Raw genomic sequence first — 16,966 nt, forward strand, 5'->3', positions numbered from 1 at the left:
CTAAATACAAAAAAATATCGCCTGCTATGAAACAAGGCTTGACAAAACGTATCTATTCGCTCGAAGAAGTGCTCATGATGAGACCTTTAATGATTGCCATAACTTAGTGTTCCAGTACCAGAAAATAAAATGTCGAAAAAACAGTAAATTTGTATTTCAAACTACGCACAACGCCATGGCTACCGTTATTCAAGAAACTGCCAATATAGATTTTGCCCTCACCATGGGCACCTTGAAAAAACCAATCTATGAAATGACAATTGACGAACGGGAGGAGTTCTATCAAGATATGGCCCTGAAAACGAGAGCGTATCTTTTTTCAATTGGTCAACCACTTGTTTATGAGAAAAATGGTAAAATAATAGCGGAATACGCTGACGGAACCTTTAAAGTGATTCGTTAATACCCATTATTTATATCTTTAAAGAGCCTACAGCTTCCTCAATGGCTCATTGATTATTTCCCTGAGATATCAACTGAAAGGTAAAATATCGGTTCGTCATTTTGTAATCACTTTCAATGCTCCTTTCACCCATTCGGCTTTTTCTTTCAGCTTTATCAAATCGCTGTCGGTCACGGTGATATGCCCCATTTTACGGAAAGGTTTGGTGATTTTTTTGCCGTATAAAAACGGGAATACGCCCTGAGTCGCTAATAAATCATCCATTCCTTCGTAGTAAGCAAGACCGGTGTGACCTTCTTCACCTAACAAATTAACCATAGCCGCAGGCGTATAAGCCGTCGTATCGCCCAATGGAAGGTTGAGAATGGCTCGCCAATGCTGCTCAAACTGCGAAGTAAAATTGGCTCGAATAGTGTGGTGACCGCTGTTGTGCGGGCGCGGAGCTACTTCGTTAATAAGTACCTGTCCATCTTTAGTCAGAAACATTTCAACGGCCAAAAGGCCCACAATACCAATGGCTTGGGCCGTTTTTTTTGCCAATTCTTCTGCCTGTTTTTCTATTTCTTCCGAAATATCTGCCGGAGCAAATAAGTACTCCACTAAGTTAGCTTCGGGATGAAAAACCATTTCAACCGTCGGGAAAGTGACTACTTCGCCATTTTCATTTCTGGCGACAATGACGGCCAATTCTTTATCGAAATCAACGGCTTTTTCCAACAATCCCGGTGCGTCAAACGCTTTATCAAAATCAGCGGGAGAAGTAATGCGTTGAACCCCTTTTCCATCGTAACCATCCCGTCCTAATTTATGGAAAGCAGGCAGAAAATCGGCATGTTTGCGCACATCGTCCTTGTTTTCAGTCAGTATAAAATCGGCCGTAGGAAGGTCGTGGTCTTTATAAAACTGTTTTTGAGTACGTTTATCCTGAATGAGGCGAATGACGTGCGGTTGTGGAAAGACTTTTTTGCCTTCGCGTTCCAACGCCTCCAGCGCTTCCACATTTACTTTTTCAATCTCAATGGTCAGCACTTCCACATCCTGCCCAAATTGATAAACGGCCTCGTAGTCCTGCAACGAACCTTCCACAAACTCCGGAGCAATAGCGGCGCAGGGCGCATCGGAAGCATCCAAAATTTTGACATTCAAATTCCAATCGATGGCGGCTTGCAGAAGCATTAAGCCCAATTGTCCACCACCCAATACGCCTACTTTTTTGTTAGTATCAAACACGTTGTATGTTATCTGTTAATTGTAATTGTTATCCGAGTATCCGTAACTGTACACTCTAAACTGTTTCAGTCATCCAATTCATCGGGGTCATTGATTTCAAACCATTCATAAATTGCTTCGTCGGCCATTTTGAGCGCGGTATCCAAATCTTTGACTTTGCCCGGTGCTTCAAACACCGTTCCGCCCTCGTCAATACATCTTACCATACTTTTGGTTTCTTCCAATTGTCCAAATTCAACGACTCCATACGTATCAGCCCAGCGATACAGATATGGATAGGCTTTTTGCAAACTCATTTCTTCTGATTTTTTGGTTTGGACGCAAAGTTAAAGACTCCGTTGATTTTATACCTTATTTTGAGCCGCAAAGTCTCATTTAGAAAACTTTGAGCGTCCAAACGGTTTTAGCATCCGGAATCAATAATTAGTATCTTGCACGCAAAAATCAACGAATCCGTATTCAAACTCACTCCCCTCACTAAAAAATGGCACTGCAAGTCGGCGAAAAAGCGCCCTCAATTGAGGCAAAAGACCAAGACGGGAATATCGTCAAACTATCTGATTTTCAAGGCAAAAAGGTAGTTTTATATTTTTATCCGAAAGATGACACTCCGGGCTGTACAGCACAAGCCTGTAGCCTTCGCGACAACTATGCAGCATTGCTTGCCAAAGGGTACGCCGTGTTGGGGGTAAGTGCAGATGGAGAGAAATCGCACAAAAAATTTGCTAACAAGTATAGCTTACCTTTCCCTCTTTTGGCTGACCCGGAGCACAACATCTTGGAAGCCTACCACGTTTGGGCCGAAAAGTCAATGTACGGCAAAACTTATATGGGTATTGTTCGTACGACTTTCATCATTGACGAAAACACTGTAATTCAGGAAATTATCTCAAAAGTCGACACCAAAAATCACGCAGAACAAGTATTAATTAATTAGTATTAAGTATTTAGAATAAAAAAACAGTCACCTAACCTCCTGTAAAATAGCCGTTTAAATCCTGTCGTAATACTTAATACTAAAATCTAAGTGATACATCAGGTATTGAGTAAATATATTTTACTGTTCTGGCGCTAATTTTGTAACCTTACATATCACTGAATTCCTTTCAAATCAAAACAAACAGTATGCACAATTTTAAACAACTTAAGGTTTGGCAAAAAAGTGTTGATTTAGCCGTTGATACATACCTTCTTACTAAGAATTTTCCTCCTGAAGAAAAATACAGTCTTACTCAGCAAATCAATAGAAGTGCCGTTTCGATTCCTTCTAATATCGCTGAAGGAGCAGGCCGTAATAATTCTAAAGAGTTTAACAATTTTTTAGGCATTGCTGCCGGGTCATCTTGTGAACTTGAAACCCAACTTATAATTGCTCATAGAATTGGAATGATTAATTCAAATGATTCTGAATCAATCATCTCTCAGTTAAGCGAAATTCAAAAAATGATTTTTAAACTTCAACAATCCCTTCCCATCTAAAAATGGAAACTACTCAATACTCAATACCCACTACTCAATACTCATTACCACAGATTGCTTCGCAAGTAAGACGCGATATTTTAAGAATGGTTCACGGATGTCAATCAGGCCACCCGGGTGGGTCGCTTGGCTGCGCCGACCTGCTTGTGGCGTTGTATTTCCAACAAATGAAAATTAACAACCGCAAAGGCAAAGGCGGTTATCTTTCGTTCAATTTAGACGGCAAAGGTGAAGATTTGTTCTTTCTGTCAAACGGACATATTTCCCCCGTTTTTTACAGCGTATTATCTCGTCGCGGGTATTTTGATGTCAAAGAAATGGCCACTTTTCGTAAACTGAACTCGCGTTTGCAGGGCCACCCTACCACGCACGAACACCTTCCGGGTGTACGGGTAGCTTCAGGTTCATTGGGACAGGGACTTTCCGTTGCCATCGGCGCGGCTTTGGCCAAAAAACTCAACGGTGACAAAAACCTAGTGTATTGCCTCATGGGCGATGGCGAACAACAGGAAGGTCAAGTGTGGGAAGCGGTTCAGTTTGCTCCCAACAACAACGTTGATAACCTCGTAGCGTTTGTAGACGTAAACGGCCAACAAATTGACGGTTCAACTAACAAAGTAAACAACAACCGTGATTTGGGTGCCAAATACAAAGCCTTCGGCTGGCGCGTATTGACCGTAGACGGCAACAATATAGACGAATTGGTGACGCTGCTTAGCAAAATCAAGCGTTTGGTAGGCAAAGGTCAACCTATCGCCGTGATGATGAAAACCGAAATGGGCCAAGGTGTTGACTTCATGATGCACAGCCACAAATGGCATGGTGTAGCGCCCAATGACGCGCAATTAGAACAGGCATTAGCGCAATTGCCTGAGACATTGGGCGATTATTAAACCAAAATACTTAAAAAGATGAAACCGTTTGCTGAAGTTTTAGAGGATGCAAAAGAGCTCAACTTATCTGAAAAAGAGGAGTTAATTCAAATTCTTGATAAAATCATTGCCGAGGAACGTCGTGAAGAAATATATCAAAATTACCAAAACAGCCTCCAAAACAGTGAAAAGAGGCAGTTTTCGAGCGATATAACAATACTACGACAACGGTTAAATTTATGATTCAGGTTGATTTTGAGCCTTCTCTTGAAAGGGCTTTGAAAAAACTGATTCGCCAAAAACGACTGACAGAAGATAGTTTTTGGGAGCGATTAGAATTGTTTATTCAAAATCCATATACCCCTGTGCTCCAAACCCACAAACTTTCGGGCAAGCTAAAGGGTTTACTGGCTTTCAGTTTAGGTTATGATTTAAGGGTTGTTTTTTATTTTAGCGAGACTGACAAAGCAGTGTTGATTGACATTGGCACTCACGATGAAGTTTATTAAAGCATAAAATCCATTTGAAACTCCAAAAACTCCATATCAAAAACTTCAAATCCATTGTGGATTTGGAAATCGTCGAACCCAACCCGTTTACGGTCTTTGTAGGCCCCAACGGGTCGGGCAAGTCGAATATTTTTGAGGCTTTGGAGTTTATAAATTTTATTTCACTTTTTTCAGGGGACGAAAACTCTAAAGAGGTTAGTGATCTTTTTGGCGGTTCAGAAAGTTATTTGAACAGAGGACAAAGCGGGGTCAATGCCTATGGTCATATCAATTTTGGGCCTTTTAACCTGAGAGTTGATTTTAAAAAACTAAAAAAAGATATAGATGAACCTGAATTTTATGAAGAAGAAGAAATTTCTGATAAGATAGTTGTTTCCCTAAACAGATTTCATAATTTTTCAAGGATATTTATTAATTCTTCTAAAGAACTAAAGCTTAATTTTCAAGGAGATGGTAAGCTAAATACGAAATCATCCAATCTCGAAAAAGTCTTAAAACGCATTCTTCAAGACGAGATTAAACGGGAAGAAATATTAGAAATATTAGAACTTCTTATCCCTGAATTGGAGAATATCCAAATTTATACTGATAGTATAAGTGGACAAGAAACGCTCCTTATTAAAGAGAAGCATACCAATAAGCATTTTGGTAAAAGTCTCATTTCAGACGGCACCTGCAATATACTTTGTTTACTTACTGCGTTATACCAGTCAGATGAGCCACAATTTTTGTGTATTGAAGAACCCGAAAATGGACTCAATCCTTACGCAATTGAGCTATTAGTTGAGCTAATGCGTAACAGGTGTCAAGAAAAAGGGCATTACATTTGGCTTAATACTCATTCACCTACACTTGTTCGTAATTTGCGAGCCGACGAACTGATTGTAGTAGACAAAAAACAAGGAGCTACTCAAATCAAACAATTTAAAGGAAAAGATTTTTTCGGTCTTCGTATGGACGAAGCATGGCTTACCAATGCCCTCGGAGGTGGGTTACCGTGGTAAAAGTTGCGTTTATTGTAGAAGGAAAAACCGAACGTAAAATCATTGAGTCGGAGAATTTTGTAAAACTTCTCCATGAGTGCCAAATTGACTTGCTCTTGCCAGTCATCAATGCTGATGGAAATGGCAATATGCTGCCGGAAAAGTTGAAAGAAGATATTGAGGTTTTGAAATCAGAAGGGGCTCAAAAAATATTTATTTTGACAGATTTAGACGAAGACGCTTGTATCACTAAAACCCGTCAGAGAATAGGAGAAGGCACCGATACGATTATCATTATTGCCGTAAAACAGATTGAAGCATGGTTTTTAGCAGATAGCGACACGCTTAGTCAATTGATGAATGATACTTTTTTTTCGATTTTCCTGAAAAAGAACCATACCCTTTCGAAAAATTGAGGACTCTCTTTTTAGAGAAAACAAAACGGGGAGTAGGGACAAAAGATATACTTGCTGCGAGAATGCTTAAATACGGTTTTTCCCTCCAACGCGCTGCCCAACACACCAACTGCCACAGCGCAGCTTACTTTTTGAATAAATTACATTCGCTTAATCACAACATAGTATAAATGAAAAAATACACTTTCACTGAGAAAAAAGATACCCGCAGCGGATTTGGCGCGGGTATGCAGGTTTTAGGTCAAACCAACCCCAACGTAGTGGCCCTTTGTGCCGACCTCGTAGGTTCATTGAAACTCGATGCTTTTATCAAAGAAAACCCCGAGCGTTTTATTCAGTGCGGGATTTCTGAAGCCAATATGATAGGAATGGCCGCCGGTCTGACCATTGGAGGTAAAATTCCTTTTGCCACTACCTTCGCCAATTTTGCCACCAGTCGCGTATACGACCAAGTACGTCAAAGCGTCGCTTATTCCAACAAAAATGTAAAAATTTGCGCATCTCACGCAGGTTTGACGTTGGGAGAAGACGGAGCAACGCACCAAATTTTGGAAGACCTGGGCATGATGAAAATGCTTCCAGGCATGACCGTCATCAATCCGTGTGACTACAACCAAACCAAAGCCGCTACCATTGCCATCGCAGATTATGAAGGTCCGGTTTATTTGCGTTTTGGTCGTCCGGTGATTCCTGTTTTTACGGATGCAGATCAAAAATTTGAAATCGGAAAAGCATGGATGGTCAACGAAGGTACTGACGTAAGTATTTTTGCCACAGGCCATTTGGTTTGGGAAGCCATCCTGGCAGGTGAAATGCTGGAAGCGGAAGGCATCAACGCCGAAATCATCAACATCCATACGATTAAACCATTGGATGAAAAAGCTATCTTACAATCAGTGAAGAAAACAGGTTGTGCTGTATCAGCCGAAGAACACCAGATAGCAGGCGGTTTGGGAGACAGTATCGCCCAGGTATTGATTCAAAAACACCTTGCACCGTTGGAGTACGTAGGCGTAAACGACACGTTTGGCGAAAGCGGCACCCCTGCTCAACTCATGGAAAAATACGGCCTCACCGCCAAAGACATCGTAGCGGCTGCCAAACGGGCAATTGCAAGAAAATAAGTATCAAGTAATTAGTATTGAGTAGTAAGTAGTATTGTCATCATTTACTCACTACCCATTACTCAATACTCACTACTATATAATGACCGACCAAGCCATACTTGAAAAATTTGCTAATCCTGAAAGCCGAAACTTTGCTTTCAACCAGTTGGTACGTAAGTATCAGCAAAAAATATATTGGCACATTCGCAAGATGGTGATTGACCACGACGACGCCGACGATTTGACGCAGGAAACATTTATAAAAGCTTGGCAGGCACTCGAAACCTTTCGCGGTGATGCCCAGCTTTTTACGTGGCTGTACCGCATTGCGACCAATGAGTGTTTGAATTTTCTGAATAAAAAACGCCGTCGCTTTTTTATGTCAATTAATGACGTAGAGGGCGAATTGCTCGAGACACTGGAAGCCGCCGCAGGTCAATCGGATTACCCCATGGGAGGAGACGAAATTCAGTTAAAACTCCAAAAAGCGTTGCTCACTTTGCCCGAAAAACAACGGTTGGTATTCAATATGAAGTATTTCGACGATCTTAAATACGAGGACATTGCCGACATTACGGGAACATCGGTAGGAGCGCTGAAAGCCAGTTATCACCACGCAGTTACAAAAATTGAGAAGTTTTTGAACGGGGAAGATTAAACTTTATTGTGTATAGGTTGTCAAAAGAAAAACAGGTTGATTTAAGTACGCCAATAAGACGCACCCAAACCCAACTAAACCACATCAATGAAACGCATCAAATTAGAAGACCTCGATCGCTCAGTGCCTTATGAAGCTCCCGAAAGATATTTCGATAAATTTCCTTCCATGATGCAAACCCGCATCCAGGAGCATATTGCGGAAAAAGAGAATTCGTTCACCATCAGTTGGTCGTGGCGGCGGACCGCCTTAGTGGGTATAGCGGCAAGCGTAGTAGGAGCGTTGCTTTGGATCACCTATCCTCAGCAACAACATTCGTTGGGGGAAGAAACGCTCAGTCAGGTAAGCGACGCAGAAATAGTTAATTACCTGAAAGACAACCAAATCACTCAACAAGAAATGGGTGACCACACCCAATTGAATGAGCTTTACAGCGAAGAAGACGTGCTTTTACAACAACTTAACGTAGACGACGAGGATCTCAAAAAAGCGATTCAGGAAGTTGATTTAGAAGAAAATATATAAAAAATAAGTACTTAGAACGGGGCCCGCAACGGCCGCGGCCGCCCGTGCGGCTCATTATGAGGAGTGAGTTCACTTCGCTAAATACATACTTTACAGTTAATAGAATGATAACCATGAGAAAGTTCCTGTTCATACTGCTTGCCACCCTTTGTTTTGAAACGGCGATGGCCCAAGAAGGCGGTAACCAAAAAATAGAAAATGCCAAAATTGGTTTGATTACCAACCGCCTGAATCTTTCTACCGAACAATCGCAGCAATTTTGGCCGGTTTATAACGAATTCGATGGTAAGAAGAAAGATATCCGGAAACAAATGCGCCGCCTGATTGTCGAAACAAATACCCTGACAACACCCGACGAAAAAATATTGGCAAACATTAAAGAAACACTCAATCTTCAGCAGAGAGAAGTGGATTTGGAGCGCGAATACATGAATAAATTTTTGAAAGTTATCAATGTGAGACAATTGGCCGAACTCTATAAGGCAGAGCAGGTTTTTACGCAAATGTTGATTCAACGCCTCAATAAAAACGCACAAATAGGGAAAGAATAAAGGGTTTTAACCGACATAGAACTTATGTTCAATAAAAAGATAGGCAGGGCAAATAAATCTCTCTGCCTTTTTTTGTAAAAAATCATCGGGCTTGTGTAACTTGTGGGCTTAACGTGCCTAACCCTAATGATTGATTTCTTAACCTCTCGACGTAATTTCCTAAAAAACTCATCCGTCAGTAGTCTTTCTCTTTTGTGGGCTCCCGCTGTGGCAAAGCCAATGGACGAAAATGAGTCGTTTACCGAAATAAATTCTTTTCTTCCTCCTCCGCTTAATACCACTCTTGACTTAGCTCCTGCCAAATGGATCTGGTATCCTATGCAGCGCTGTTTGCCCAATACAGTTATTTTATTTCGTAAAGAGATAACGCTTACCGCAACACCCAAAAGTGCCAAAGGTTACTTGATTGGAGACAGTCGGTATCTATTTTTTGCCAATGGGCAACGTATTCAGTTTGGTCCTGCTCCTGCTGATCCACGTTGGGCAGAAGCTGACCCTATTGATTTAACCAATTACCTTGCGGCCGGACCCAACGTCATTGGCGCACAAGTGCTGTTTTATGGACACGGAGAAGGAACTTCGCCCATTGGTAAGCCCGGATTTATTTTCAGATTGGACATTGAACTGGTCAATGGAAATACGTTTCAGATCATATCAGACGGCAGTTGGCAAACGCTCGTTGCCCGCAGTTGGCGCCCCAGACAGTACAAACGTTGGTACCTGCGGGCTTTTCAGGAAGAATTTGACGCCCGTCAGTATCCTCATAAGTGGAACACATTGGAATATGTGCCTTTTGAGGAATGGACGATGGCACAGGAAATTAATAACCCTGCCAACAAACCGGCCATCAACGGCAACTTTAACGAATACAGCATGGATGTAGGAGGTCGGGTTGAAGTTTCGCAACTACGCGAAAGAAGCACCCCGATGCTCAAAGAAACACTGATCTCGATTCAGCGTTTGGCGGAATCTATGACGGTAAGGTGGATACATTCTCCGTACGAATATTTTGAATTTGGCACTCCAGACTCTTACGAAGTGAACCGTATACCCTGTGTTGTAAGCAGTACGGCGGAAAGCTGGACGCTCAACGTTGACAAAGTACGCGGTGCGATATTGACCTTTGAATTTAAAGAACAATCGGTTGGCTTTCCTTACTTTACTATCAACGCTCCCAGCGGTACTGTAGTGGAGTTGATGGTACAGGAAGCTCACCTGATGGGCGGTGAACCCTTACTCAATACCAAGTTCAATTCATGGACGCGTTTTATCTGTCGCACGGGCACCAATCGCTTTGAAACTTTTGATTATGAGTCACTTCGGTGGTTGCAATTACACATTCACGGAGCAGAAGGGCAGGTAACAGTCAGCAAAGTAGGCATGAGAAGAAGGCAATACCCATGGCCGAATCCCTATCAATTTCAGTGCAATGACGCTAAAATTCAGAAGGTTTTAGAAGCATGCATCAATACCCTCCATAACTCCGCTCAGGAAACCATTGTGGACGGGATGGCCCGCGAGCGCCAACAATACAGCGGCGATTGCGGTCATCAATTGCACTGCACACAAAACGTATTTGGTGACCAACTACTTCATGCTCGGTTTGTAAATACCTACAGCCAAGGCCAGACTTTAGACGGTTATTTTTTGGACGCCTGGCCGGCGTTTGACCGCTTGGCCCGCATCATGGAACGCCAGGTAGGGCTTACCCAATGGGGTCCCTTGCTTGATCACAGTGTGGGGTTCAACTTTGATTGTTGGTACTATTATCTTTATACAGGCGACAAAACGGCTTTGACCGAAGTAATGCCCCGATTGGTCAAGTTTTTCAATTATTTGCTTAAAATAAAAATTGCCGGCGGTCTTGTTCCCGTTGAAAATTTAGGGATCCCTGTCGTTTGGATTGACCACGATGCCTACAAAAAGCAACGTCATAAACAATGCGCATTTAATCTCTACATTGCTGCCATGATGCAGAAGGCGTTTGCACCCCTGTGCGAAGCCTTCGGAATGACCGACATTGCCAACAAAGCGCAGGCCGTTGGAGCAGAGATTCAGGCGGTTACGGTCAAAACATTTTGGAGTCCTGCCAAAGGAATGTTTATCAATAACTTACCTTGGGTAGCCGAAGAGAAAGAAGAACGTCTCTGCGACCGCTCGCTGGCAACGGCAATTTTGTTTGACCAATGTCCGCAAAATATTACTAAATTTTGCGCCAAGGCACTTGCCACTGTTCCCGCAACGATGGGCCTCTCCTACCCTGCCAATGCCAATTGGCGGTATTGGGCGTTGGCCAAAGCAGGAACGGTACAACCAATTATTGACGATTTCCGTACCCATTGGTATGGCATTGAATCCGTGGCTGAAAATAATACCATTGCCGAGTGGTGGCACGTCAGACACGATAACGGACAACAGTGGAGTCATTGTGCCGTTGCCCCTTTAATGGTCACTTACATGAATTTAGCAGGAATCCAACCGCTTACTCCTGGTTTCAAAAAGGCACAAATTCGCCCACAATTGGGTGATTTAGAGCAGCTTTCTCTCATGAACTATACCGCACAAGGGCCTATTTTGTTTAGTGCGACGGGACAACCGGGAAATCGTACCGTAGAAATTACCTTGCCGCAAGGCTGCGAAGCGGAATTGGTGGTTCCTGCCAATGAAGACATCAAAAACCTTTTGGCGATAGGGCAACCGGTCAATGGCTTGAAAAAGTACCGCTTGGTAACGGGTCAAACCAACAAATTTTTTTAAAAACCGTATAAATCATTCCTCCACTTCATCATTCACACGCATGAAAAAATTAGTACTGTTAATTTTTCTTAGCCAATCCCTTTTTGCTCAAATCACACCTTACGAAAAAAGTAAAGAACAGGAAACCGCCACTTACGATGAAATTATCCAGTTTTATCGTGAATTGGATAAGAAATATGATCAAGCTTCTCTAATCGAAGTGGGCACAACCGACATTGGGAAACCCCTCCATTTGTTCGTTTTATCAGCCAACAAAGTTTTCAAACCGCAATCGGATAAAGTTACCCTGTTGGTCAACAACGGAATTCACCCGGGCGAACCTGAAGGGATAGACGCCAGCATGATGTGGGCGCGTGAGTTATTGGAGAAAAAAGCGTTGCCCGCCAACGTAGTGCTCTGTATTGTTCCCGTTTACAACGTAGACGGCTGTCTGAATCGCGGCGTATCGCGCATCAATCAAAACGGGCCCAATAGCTACGGATTTAGGGCCAATTCGCGCAATTATGACCTCAACCGTGATTTTATCAAAACCGACTCTAAAAATTCTGAGTCGTGGCAACGAATGTTTCAAGCGTGGAAACCGCACATCATTATTGACAATCATACATCCAACGGCGCTGATTATCAGCACGCAGTCACATATTTTCCCACCCAAAAAGATAAATTCAATTCGGAGGTTTCTGCCTTTTTCACCAAGACATTTAAACCTCAATTGGACCAACAGCTTACCCAATCCGGTTTTGAACCAGTACCTTACGTAAATGCCTTCGGGGCCACGCCCGAAACGGGTTATCAGGGCTTCAATGATGGGTCGCGTTACAGTTCGGGCTATGCCTCGCTGTTCAACTGCGAAACTTTTGTGGTAGAATTGCACATGCTCAAAGAGTACCCCAAGCGCGTCAAAGGAACCTACGCGTTTATGGAAATTACGCTTGGACTTGCCGCTCAAAACGCCGCTACGCTGATTGCCAATAAGAAAAAAGCGGATGAAACCATTGCCAATCAAACTACTTTTCCGCTGAGTTGGAAATTGGACAAAACCGTAGCCGATTCCATTACGTTCAAAGGATTTGCGGCCAAATACAAACCCAGCGAAGTAAGCGGACTGACTCGACTTTATTACGAACGCAACGAACCATTTACGAAACGAATTCCGTTTTTTGACAAATTTGTTCCTGATGTAAAAGTCGAAAAACCAAAGGCGTATGTACTGCCTCAAAGTTGGGCAAGAGTGGCTGAACTACTGAAAATCAACGGTGTACAGTTACAACCGCTCGCGGCAGATACCGAAATGGAAGTAGACGTTTATTACATCGAAGATTACAAAAGTCCCGCAAAACCGTACGAAGGTCACTACAACCATACGGGAGTATTGGTACGCAGTGAAAAGCAGAAAATACAATTTTACAAAGGAGACTTTCTCATCAACACCAACCAAAAGACCAATCGATACCTTGTCGCAGCGCTCGAGCCACAAGGGCCCGATTCATTTTTCTCGTGGAATTTTTTCGACAGTATTTTGGCACAGAAAGAACATTTTTCAGCCTACGTCTTTGAAGACGTAGCGGCTGAGATGCTCCGCAAAGATGCAACATTAAAAGAAAAATTGGAGGAACGTAAAAAATCGGACGAAGCTTTTGCTAAAAGTGGCGCGGCGCAATTGGAATTTATATACCGTAACTCACCGTACTCTGAGAAATCATACCTGCGTTATCCTGTGTATCGCCTGACGAAGTAGCGACCGTTTCCGGTACCTGAGCTGCTTCCTCAGGTTCAGCTTCATCGTCTTCAAAGTAAAAAAATGGATCCATGGCAAAAAGGGGTTTGTGCGTTTTATTTATATACGCAAAAAACACCCTTTACGTCACAAACGTTTCGATAAAAAGTAGAAATATTTTTATCGAAACGTTCTTTTATACCATAACGACCTCATTACGCTCAATATATACTAATAACGCCTCTACATTTTCATAACCCATTTCTTTGTATAAATTGGCAAAGCGCTTGATTTGTCGCGCGTGAGCATCCTGCGGATTACCCGTTTTGTAATCCAATACCACTACTCGGCCCGGCAAATGGATCACCCGGTCAGGGCGATGAAGGCCGCCGTCGGGTGTGAGAATTTCCCGTTCATTCAGTACGCCGGTGCTTACCACAAAAAGCCCTTTCAAATCAGGATGTTGAAGTATTTTTTCCACGCTTTGTTGGATATTCTGCGTTTCTGTTTTTTCAATGAGTCCCTCGGTTTGCATTCGCAGCAGGGCCGCAGGAATGTCATCCGATGTCCTTACCTTAGAAAGCGCATAGTGTACTTTGTTTTCGTAGTCTTTTTTACGCTCAAACGTCTCCACATCAAACACCCGATTGGCCAACCGCCGCAACCGCAACTCTCTGCTGCGATCGGTCGAAATGACGTTGGGAATGTAGAAAGGAGAAGTGAGGAGTGAGGAGTCGGGAGTGAGAATTTCTGACTTCTGACCGCGCGGCGGGCCGCTCCTCACTTCTGACCCCTGATTCCTACCTCCTGCCTCCTGCCTCCTATCTAAGTATTGATGCAACCAGTAACTTACTTTTCTTGGAGTTATGATTTTGGCAAAATTCTCCTCTTTGGCCAGCACATACAGTTTGTGAGTGGGGCGCGTAAAAGCCACGTAGAGCAAATTAAGATTTTCAACAAACACCCGTTCCCGCTCCTCTCGGTATTGCATTGCCACGGCTTTTGTAGTGCGTTCGAGGTCTGATTTGACTTGTACTGAACCGGTCTTCAGCCATTTGGCTTCCGAATAGTCAATCAAATCACCGTTTTCAAGGCGGTGGGCCTCCGCAGCTGCAATCCCCAAATCCTCGGTTGGGTCAAGGTTCACCCACATGGTATCCCGTTTGGCACTGGGAACAAAATCCCAATCCGCATACGGAATAATCACAACGGGATATTCCAATCCCTTGGAACGGTGAATGGTTTGCACCGTAATAGCATGTGGATTGGACGGCGCCGAAATAGAGATTTTATCTTTTTGGGTTTCCCAATAATCCAGAAAATCGGCCAAATGACTGCCGCGTTTGGTACTGAATTCCAACACTACATCCAGGAACCGAAATAAATAGTCGCGCTCTTTGGTCATTTCAAACAGCCCAAAGTGCTGAATCAGTTTTTCGGCCAATTCGTAGGCACTGATTTGGAGGAGCTTATAGGGATTTAGTTGAGTGTCGAACGGTCCGCCGAGCAGGGTAGAATGCAGAATGTCGAGTGAGAGTTGAGTCTCCTCTACCAACTTTGGAGGATGCACCGTGGCCTTTAAATTATTCACATAAGCGTAAAATGCCCTTACATCCTGCGATTCTACGGCGCTTTTGATGCGTTGGTTGTCTTTACTGTCAGGAATCCGTTGCAGAATCATTCGGAAAAACAAATACAAAGCTTCGTACTTATCCAGACGACTATCGGGCTTGACCAACACGCGCATAAACGCCGTTACCAAATTGACTGCTCCTGAAAAGCGAAGAGACAGCGAATCATCAGAGATGATATTGTAGCCGTTGTCTTTGAGGTGATTGGCTATTTTTTTAGCATCTCTTTTAAACCGACAAAGCACCGATAAGTCTCCGATTTTGAAGCCATCCTGCTCGGTTGCCTGTTTGATGATTGCCAACGTGCGCTCAATCATCGCGGGCGTGTCGTTTTCGTCATCTCCTGACTCTACAGCATCGGCAGAAATAAACTCTATCTGTACTTCGCCACCCGTTTTGGCATTGGGAGGCAACTCCTGAGCTACCTGAGCAAACACTTCGCGTGAGAGCGGAAATTCGTCGCGATAGAGTTCTTCAACGGTTTGAAAAAATACGTTATTAAACTCAATGATTTCTTTGGCACTTCGCCGATTGACCCGCAGCACATCATCATCCAAATGCCAACGTATGTTTTCAAGTCGCTCGACGGTCAGTTCGCTTTCGCCCAAGGATACGTACAAGCGATCTAAATTTTTGGAATGCAGCGCGATGATTTGGTCCATGTCTCCGCCTCGGAAGCGATAAATGGCTTGTTTGGAGTCGCCTACGGCTAAGTTAAAATGCTCATAGCCAAGGCTATTATCAATCAGGGGCAACAAATTGGCAAACTGCAACTTGGAGGTATCCTGAAACTCATCAATCAGAATATGGTTGTATTTTTCGCCCAACCGCTCATAGATAAACGGAACGGGGTCTTCAGTGACAATTTTCAGAATTTTTTGATTAAATTCCGAAATATGAACACGGTTATTTTCCCGCAATTGACGGTCAAATTCCTGCTTGATTTCGTTCAGTAAAGACAGGTGATAAAGATGCGGCGTAAGCTGTTGGTACAAATGATACAGTTCACAGTTTTCTTGGCGAACTCGCTCAATATGTTGGTAATAATCCACCAGTTGGGATTTAATTTTTGCCACAGTTTCCGTAACAAACGGCCGAACTGTTTTAGTAATCCAACCATTGTCATTCTCAAAGGCATCCTTCTCAAGTTTGCCGGGTTCGGCCATGGCTTCGTCAGCTTCAATGCGTTTTTTGAAATACTTAAAAACCGTTCCCCGCGAAAAATCTTTTTCGTCCAAACCGCTTTCCAGAATGAGATTCAGTCCTTTTTCCGCCCATTTGGCAATCAGTGCTTCCCACTTTTTTCCCGCCGCCACCAATTGCCGCCTGATTTTTTTGAAGTCTTTCGCCGACAGGTGCGAATTTTGCATGATGGAAGCGTAGCGTTGCTCATTGAGTAAATCGTTGGCAAATCCCGCCAATGCTTCGGGCAAACTGTGGTAGTTTTTCCCTTCCTGTCCTGCTTCCAGATAAAATGATTCCAAAATATCCGTCAACTCAGCGAAAGATTCATCCCCGGTTCGTTCGAGCAGTCGCTCTACCGCCATAAGGAGTAATTCTCCCGCTTCCATTTCCACTTCAAACGAAAACGGCATTCCCAATTCATCCGTAAAAGCACTCACGACGCGTTGGACAAAACTGTCAATAGTCATGACCGCAAAATCGCTGTAATCGTGCAAAATCTGTTTAAAAACACGGTCGGCACGTTGGCGGACTTTTTGTTCGCGCAACACATAAGCTCCTTCTGCATCGTTGACTGATTCGGGGTAAAGTTCACGCACAATATCATTGAGCATCGGGTCTTTTTCCCCTTTGCCAAATAGCTCCAAACGTCCCAAAATCCGCTCTTTCATCTCGCGAGTGGCGGCTTTGGTAAACGTAATGGCCAGAATATGCTTATAATAATGGACGTTATCGTTTTGTAAAACGAGCTTCAGGTATTCTTTGGTAAGCGTGTAGGTTTTTCCCGACCCGGCAGATGAACTAACGATTTTGAACATATTTCTTTTCTACAATAGAGTTAATTGACAAAAGATGTTATTAAATGTTTCTAAAAATAGTGCGTAGGTTATGAATTCCTGCACATGCTGAAAAGATGGCATCACGTTTTTCTGACTTATGTATGCCAA

The 16,966-nt window shown here is 43.2% G+C and carries 17 protein-coding genes; 14 read left to right on the forward strand and 3 right to left on the reverse strand.

What is annotated here, in order from left to right:
- The first annotated feature begins 175 nt into the window (after positions 1-175).
- Complete coding sequence (locus Q0081_RS06115) at positions 176-403, forward strand: hypothetical protein (protein WP_298350364.1); 228 nt, start codon at positions 176-178, stop codon at positions 401-403.
- A gap of 96 nt (positions 404-499) precedes the next feature.
- Here Q0081_RS06115 and Q0081_RS06120 read toward each other — a convergent pair whose 3' ends face one another.
- Positions 500-1,633, reverse strand: a complete 1,134-nt coding sequence (locus Q0081_RS06120; RefSeq protein WP_298350365.1) for a 5-(carboxyamino)imidazole ribonucleotide synthase — start codon at positions 1,631-1,633, stop codon at positions 500-502.
- Between the two features lie 65 nt (positions 1,634-1,698).
- Positions 1,699-1,929 carry a hypothetical protein gene (locus tag Q0081_RS06125; protein WP_298350366.1) on the reverse strand — a complete coding sequence of 77 codons (231 nt, stop codon included), beginning with the start codon at positions 1,927-1,929 and terminating at the stop codon, positions 1,699-1,701.
- Between the two features lie 188 nt (positions 1,930-2,117).
- Here Q0081_RS06125 and bcp point away from each other — a divergent pair, with 188 nt between their 5' ends.
- The 13 genes from bcp (at position 2,118) to Q0081_RS06190 (ending at position 13,227) form a co-directional block, all read left to right on the forward strand.
- Positions 2,118-2,570 (forward strand): thioredoxin-dependent thiol peroxidase, encoded by a 453-nt coding sequence (gene bcp, locus Q0081_RS06130; RefSeq protein ID WP_298350367.1) that lies wholly within the window; start codon positions 2,118-2,120, stop codon positions 2,568-2,570.
- 188 nt (positions 2,571-2,758) lie between these two features.
- Positions 2,759-3,112 carry a four helix bundle protein gene (locus tag Q0081_RS06135; RefSeq protein WP_298350368.1) on the forward strand — a complete coding sequence of 118 codons (354 nt, stop codon included), beginning with the start codon at positions 2,759-2,761 and terminating at the stop codon, positions 3,110-3,112.
- A 2-nt stretch (positions 3,113-3,114) separates the two neighbouring features.
- Positions 3,115-4,005 carry a transketolase gene (locus Q0081_RS06140; protein WP_298350370.1) on the forward strand — a complete coding sequence of 297 codons (891 nt, stop codon included), beginning with the start codon at positions 3,115-3,117 and terminating at the stop codon, positions 4,003-4,005.
- An 18-nt stretch (positions 4,006-4,023) separates the two neighbouring features.
- Entirely contained in the window at positions 4,024-4,227 is a 204-nt protein-coding gene (locus Q0081_RS06145) for a hypothetical protein (protein ID WP_298350372.1), read from the forward strand.
- Positions 4,224-4,493 carry a hypothetical protein gene (locus Q0081_RS06150; protein WP_298350374.1) on the forward strand — a complete coding sequence of 90 codons (270 nt, stop codon included), beginning with the start codon at positions 4,224-4,226 and terminating at the stop codon, positions 4,491-4,493. Before Q0081_RS06145 ends, Q0081_RS06150 begins: the two co-directional genes overlap by 4 nt.
- Positions 4,494-4,507: 14 nt before the next feature.
- On the forward strand, positions 4,508-5,497 hold the full coding sequence (locus tag Q0081_RS06155; protein ID WP_298350376.1) for an AAA family ATPase: 990 nt from the start codon (positions 4,508-4,510) through the stop codon (positions 5,495-5,497).
- Positions 5,491-5,892, forward strand: a complete 402-nt coding sequence (locus Q0081_RS06160; protein ID WP_298350377.1) for a DUF4276 family protein — start codon at positions 5,491-5,493, stop codon at positions 5,890-5,892. The genes Q0081_RS06155 and Q0081_RS06160 overlap by 7 nt, the downstream gene beginning before the upstream one ends.
- Before the next feature lie 170 nt (positions 5,893-6,062).
- A complete protein-coding gene (locus Q0081_RS06165) occupies positions 6,063-7,016 on the forward strand; it encodes a transketolase family protein (protein ID WP_298350379.1) in 954 nt (317 codons plus the stop codon).
- A gap of 82 nt (positions 7,017-7,098) precedes the next feature.
- Positions 7,099-7,656, forward strand: coding sequence for an RNA polymerase sigma factor (locus Q0081_RS06170; protein ID WP_298350381.1), 558 nt, complete (start codon positions 7,099-7,101; stop codon positions 7,654-7,656).
- 87 nt (positions 7,657-7,743) lie between these two features.
- Positions 7,744-8,181 (forward strand): hypothetical protein, encoded by a 438-nt coding sequence (locus Q0081_RS06175; RefSeq protein WP_298350382.1) that lies wholly within the window; start codon positions 7,744-7,746, stop codon positions 8,179-8,181.
- Positions 8,182-8,294: 113 nt separating this feature from the next.
- Positions 8,295-8,732 (forward strand): Spy/CpxP family protein refolding chaperone, encoded by a 438-nt coding sequence (locus tag Q0081_RS06180; RefSeq protein ID WP_298350384.1) that lies wholly within the window; start codon positions 8,295-8,297, stop codon positions 8,730-8,732.
- A 126-nt stretch (positions 8,733-8,858) separates the two neighbouring features.
- On the forward strand, positions 8,859-11,489 hold the full coding sequence (locus Q0081_RS06185; RefSeq protein ID WP_298350386.1) for an alpha-L-rhamnosidase N-terminal domain-containing protein: 2,631 nt from the start codon (positions 8,859-8,861) through the stop codon (positions 11,487-11,489).
- A 40-nt stretch (positions 11,490-11,529) separates the two neighbouring features.
- Positions 11,530-13,227: a M14 family metallopeptidase gene (locus tag Q0081_RS06190; RefSeq protein WP_298350388.1), complete on the forward strand. Its 1,698-nt coding sequence runs from the start codon at positions 11,530-11,532 to the stop codon at positions 13,225-13,227.
- A gap of 175 nt (positions 13,228-13,402) precedes the next feature.
- On the opposite strand, the gene Q0081_RS06195 is transcribed toward Q0081_RS06190, so the two are convergent.
- Positions 13,403-16,837 (reverse strand): exodeoxyribonuclease V subunit beta, encoded by a 3,435-nt coding sequence (locus Q0081_RS06195; RefSeq protein ID WP_298350390.1) that lies wholly within the window; start codon positions 16,835-16,837, stop codon positions 13,403-13,405.
- Between the last annotated feature and the right edge of the window lie 129 nt (positions 16,838-16,966).

It is taken from the genome of Runella sp., assembly GCF_027484545.1.
Classification (GTDB): domain Bacteria; phylum Bacteroidota; class Bacteroidia; order Cytophagales; family Spirosomataceae; genus Runella.

Coding starts and splice junctions, on each gene's coding strand:
- Q0081_RS06150 (WP_298350374.1), top strand. CDS start 4,224: ATGATTCAGGTTGATTTTGAGCCTTCTCTTGAAAGGGCTTTGAAAAAA.
- Q0081_RS06175 (WP_298350382.1), top strand. CDS start 7,744: ATGAAACGCATCAAATTAGAAGACCTCGATCGCTCAGTGCCTTATGAA.
- Q0081_RS06190 (WP_298350388.1), top strand. CDS start 11,530: ATGAAAAAATTAGTACTGTTAATTTTTCTTAGCCAATCCCTTTTTGCT.
- Q0081_RS06125 (WP_298350366.1), bottom strand. CDS start 1,929: ATGAGTTTGCAAAAAGCCTATCCATATCTGTATCGCTGGGCTGATACG.
- Q0081_RS06195 (WP_298350390.1), bottom strand. CDS start 16,837: ATGTTCAAAATCGTTAGTTCATCTGCCGGGTCGGGAAAAACCTACACG.
- Q0081_RS06135 (WP_298350368.1), top strand. CDS start 2,759: ATGCACAATTTTAAACAACTTAAGGTTTGGCAAAAAAGTGTTGATTTA.
- Q0081_RS06115 (WP_298350364.1), top strand. CDS start 176: ATGGCTACCGTTATTCAAGAAACTGCCAATATAGATTTTGCCCTCACC.
- Q0081_RS06145 (WP_298350372.1), top strand. CDS start 4,024: ATGAAACCGTTTGCTGAAGTTTTAGAGGATGCAAAAGAGCTCAACTTA.
- Q0081_RS06170 (WP_298350381.1), top strand. CDS start 7,099: ATGACCGACCAAGCCATACTTGAAAAATTTGCTAATCCTGAAAGCCGA.
- Q0081_RS06180 (WP_298350384.1), top strand. CDS start 8,295: ATGAGAAAGTTCCTGTTCATACTGCTTGCCACCCTTTGTTTTGAAACG.
- Q0081_RS06185 (WP_298350386.1), top strand. CDS start 8,859: ATGATTGATTTCTTAACCTCTCGACGTAATTTCCTAAAAAACTCATCC.
- Q0081_RS06165 (WP_298350379.1), top strand. CDS start 6,063: ATGAAAAAATACACTTTCACTGAGAAAAAAGATACCCGCAGCGGATTT.
- bcp (WP_298350367.1), top strand. CDS start 2,118: ATGGCACTGCAAGTCGGCGAAAAAGCGCCCTCAATTGAGGCAAAAGAC.
- Q0081_RS06140 (WP_298350370.1), top strand. CDS start 3,115: ATGGAAACTACTCAATACTCAATACCCACTACTCAATACTCATTACCA.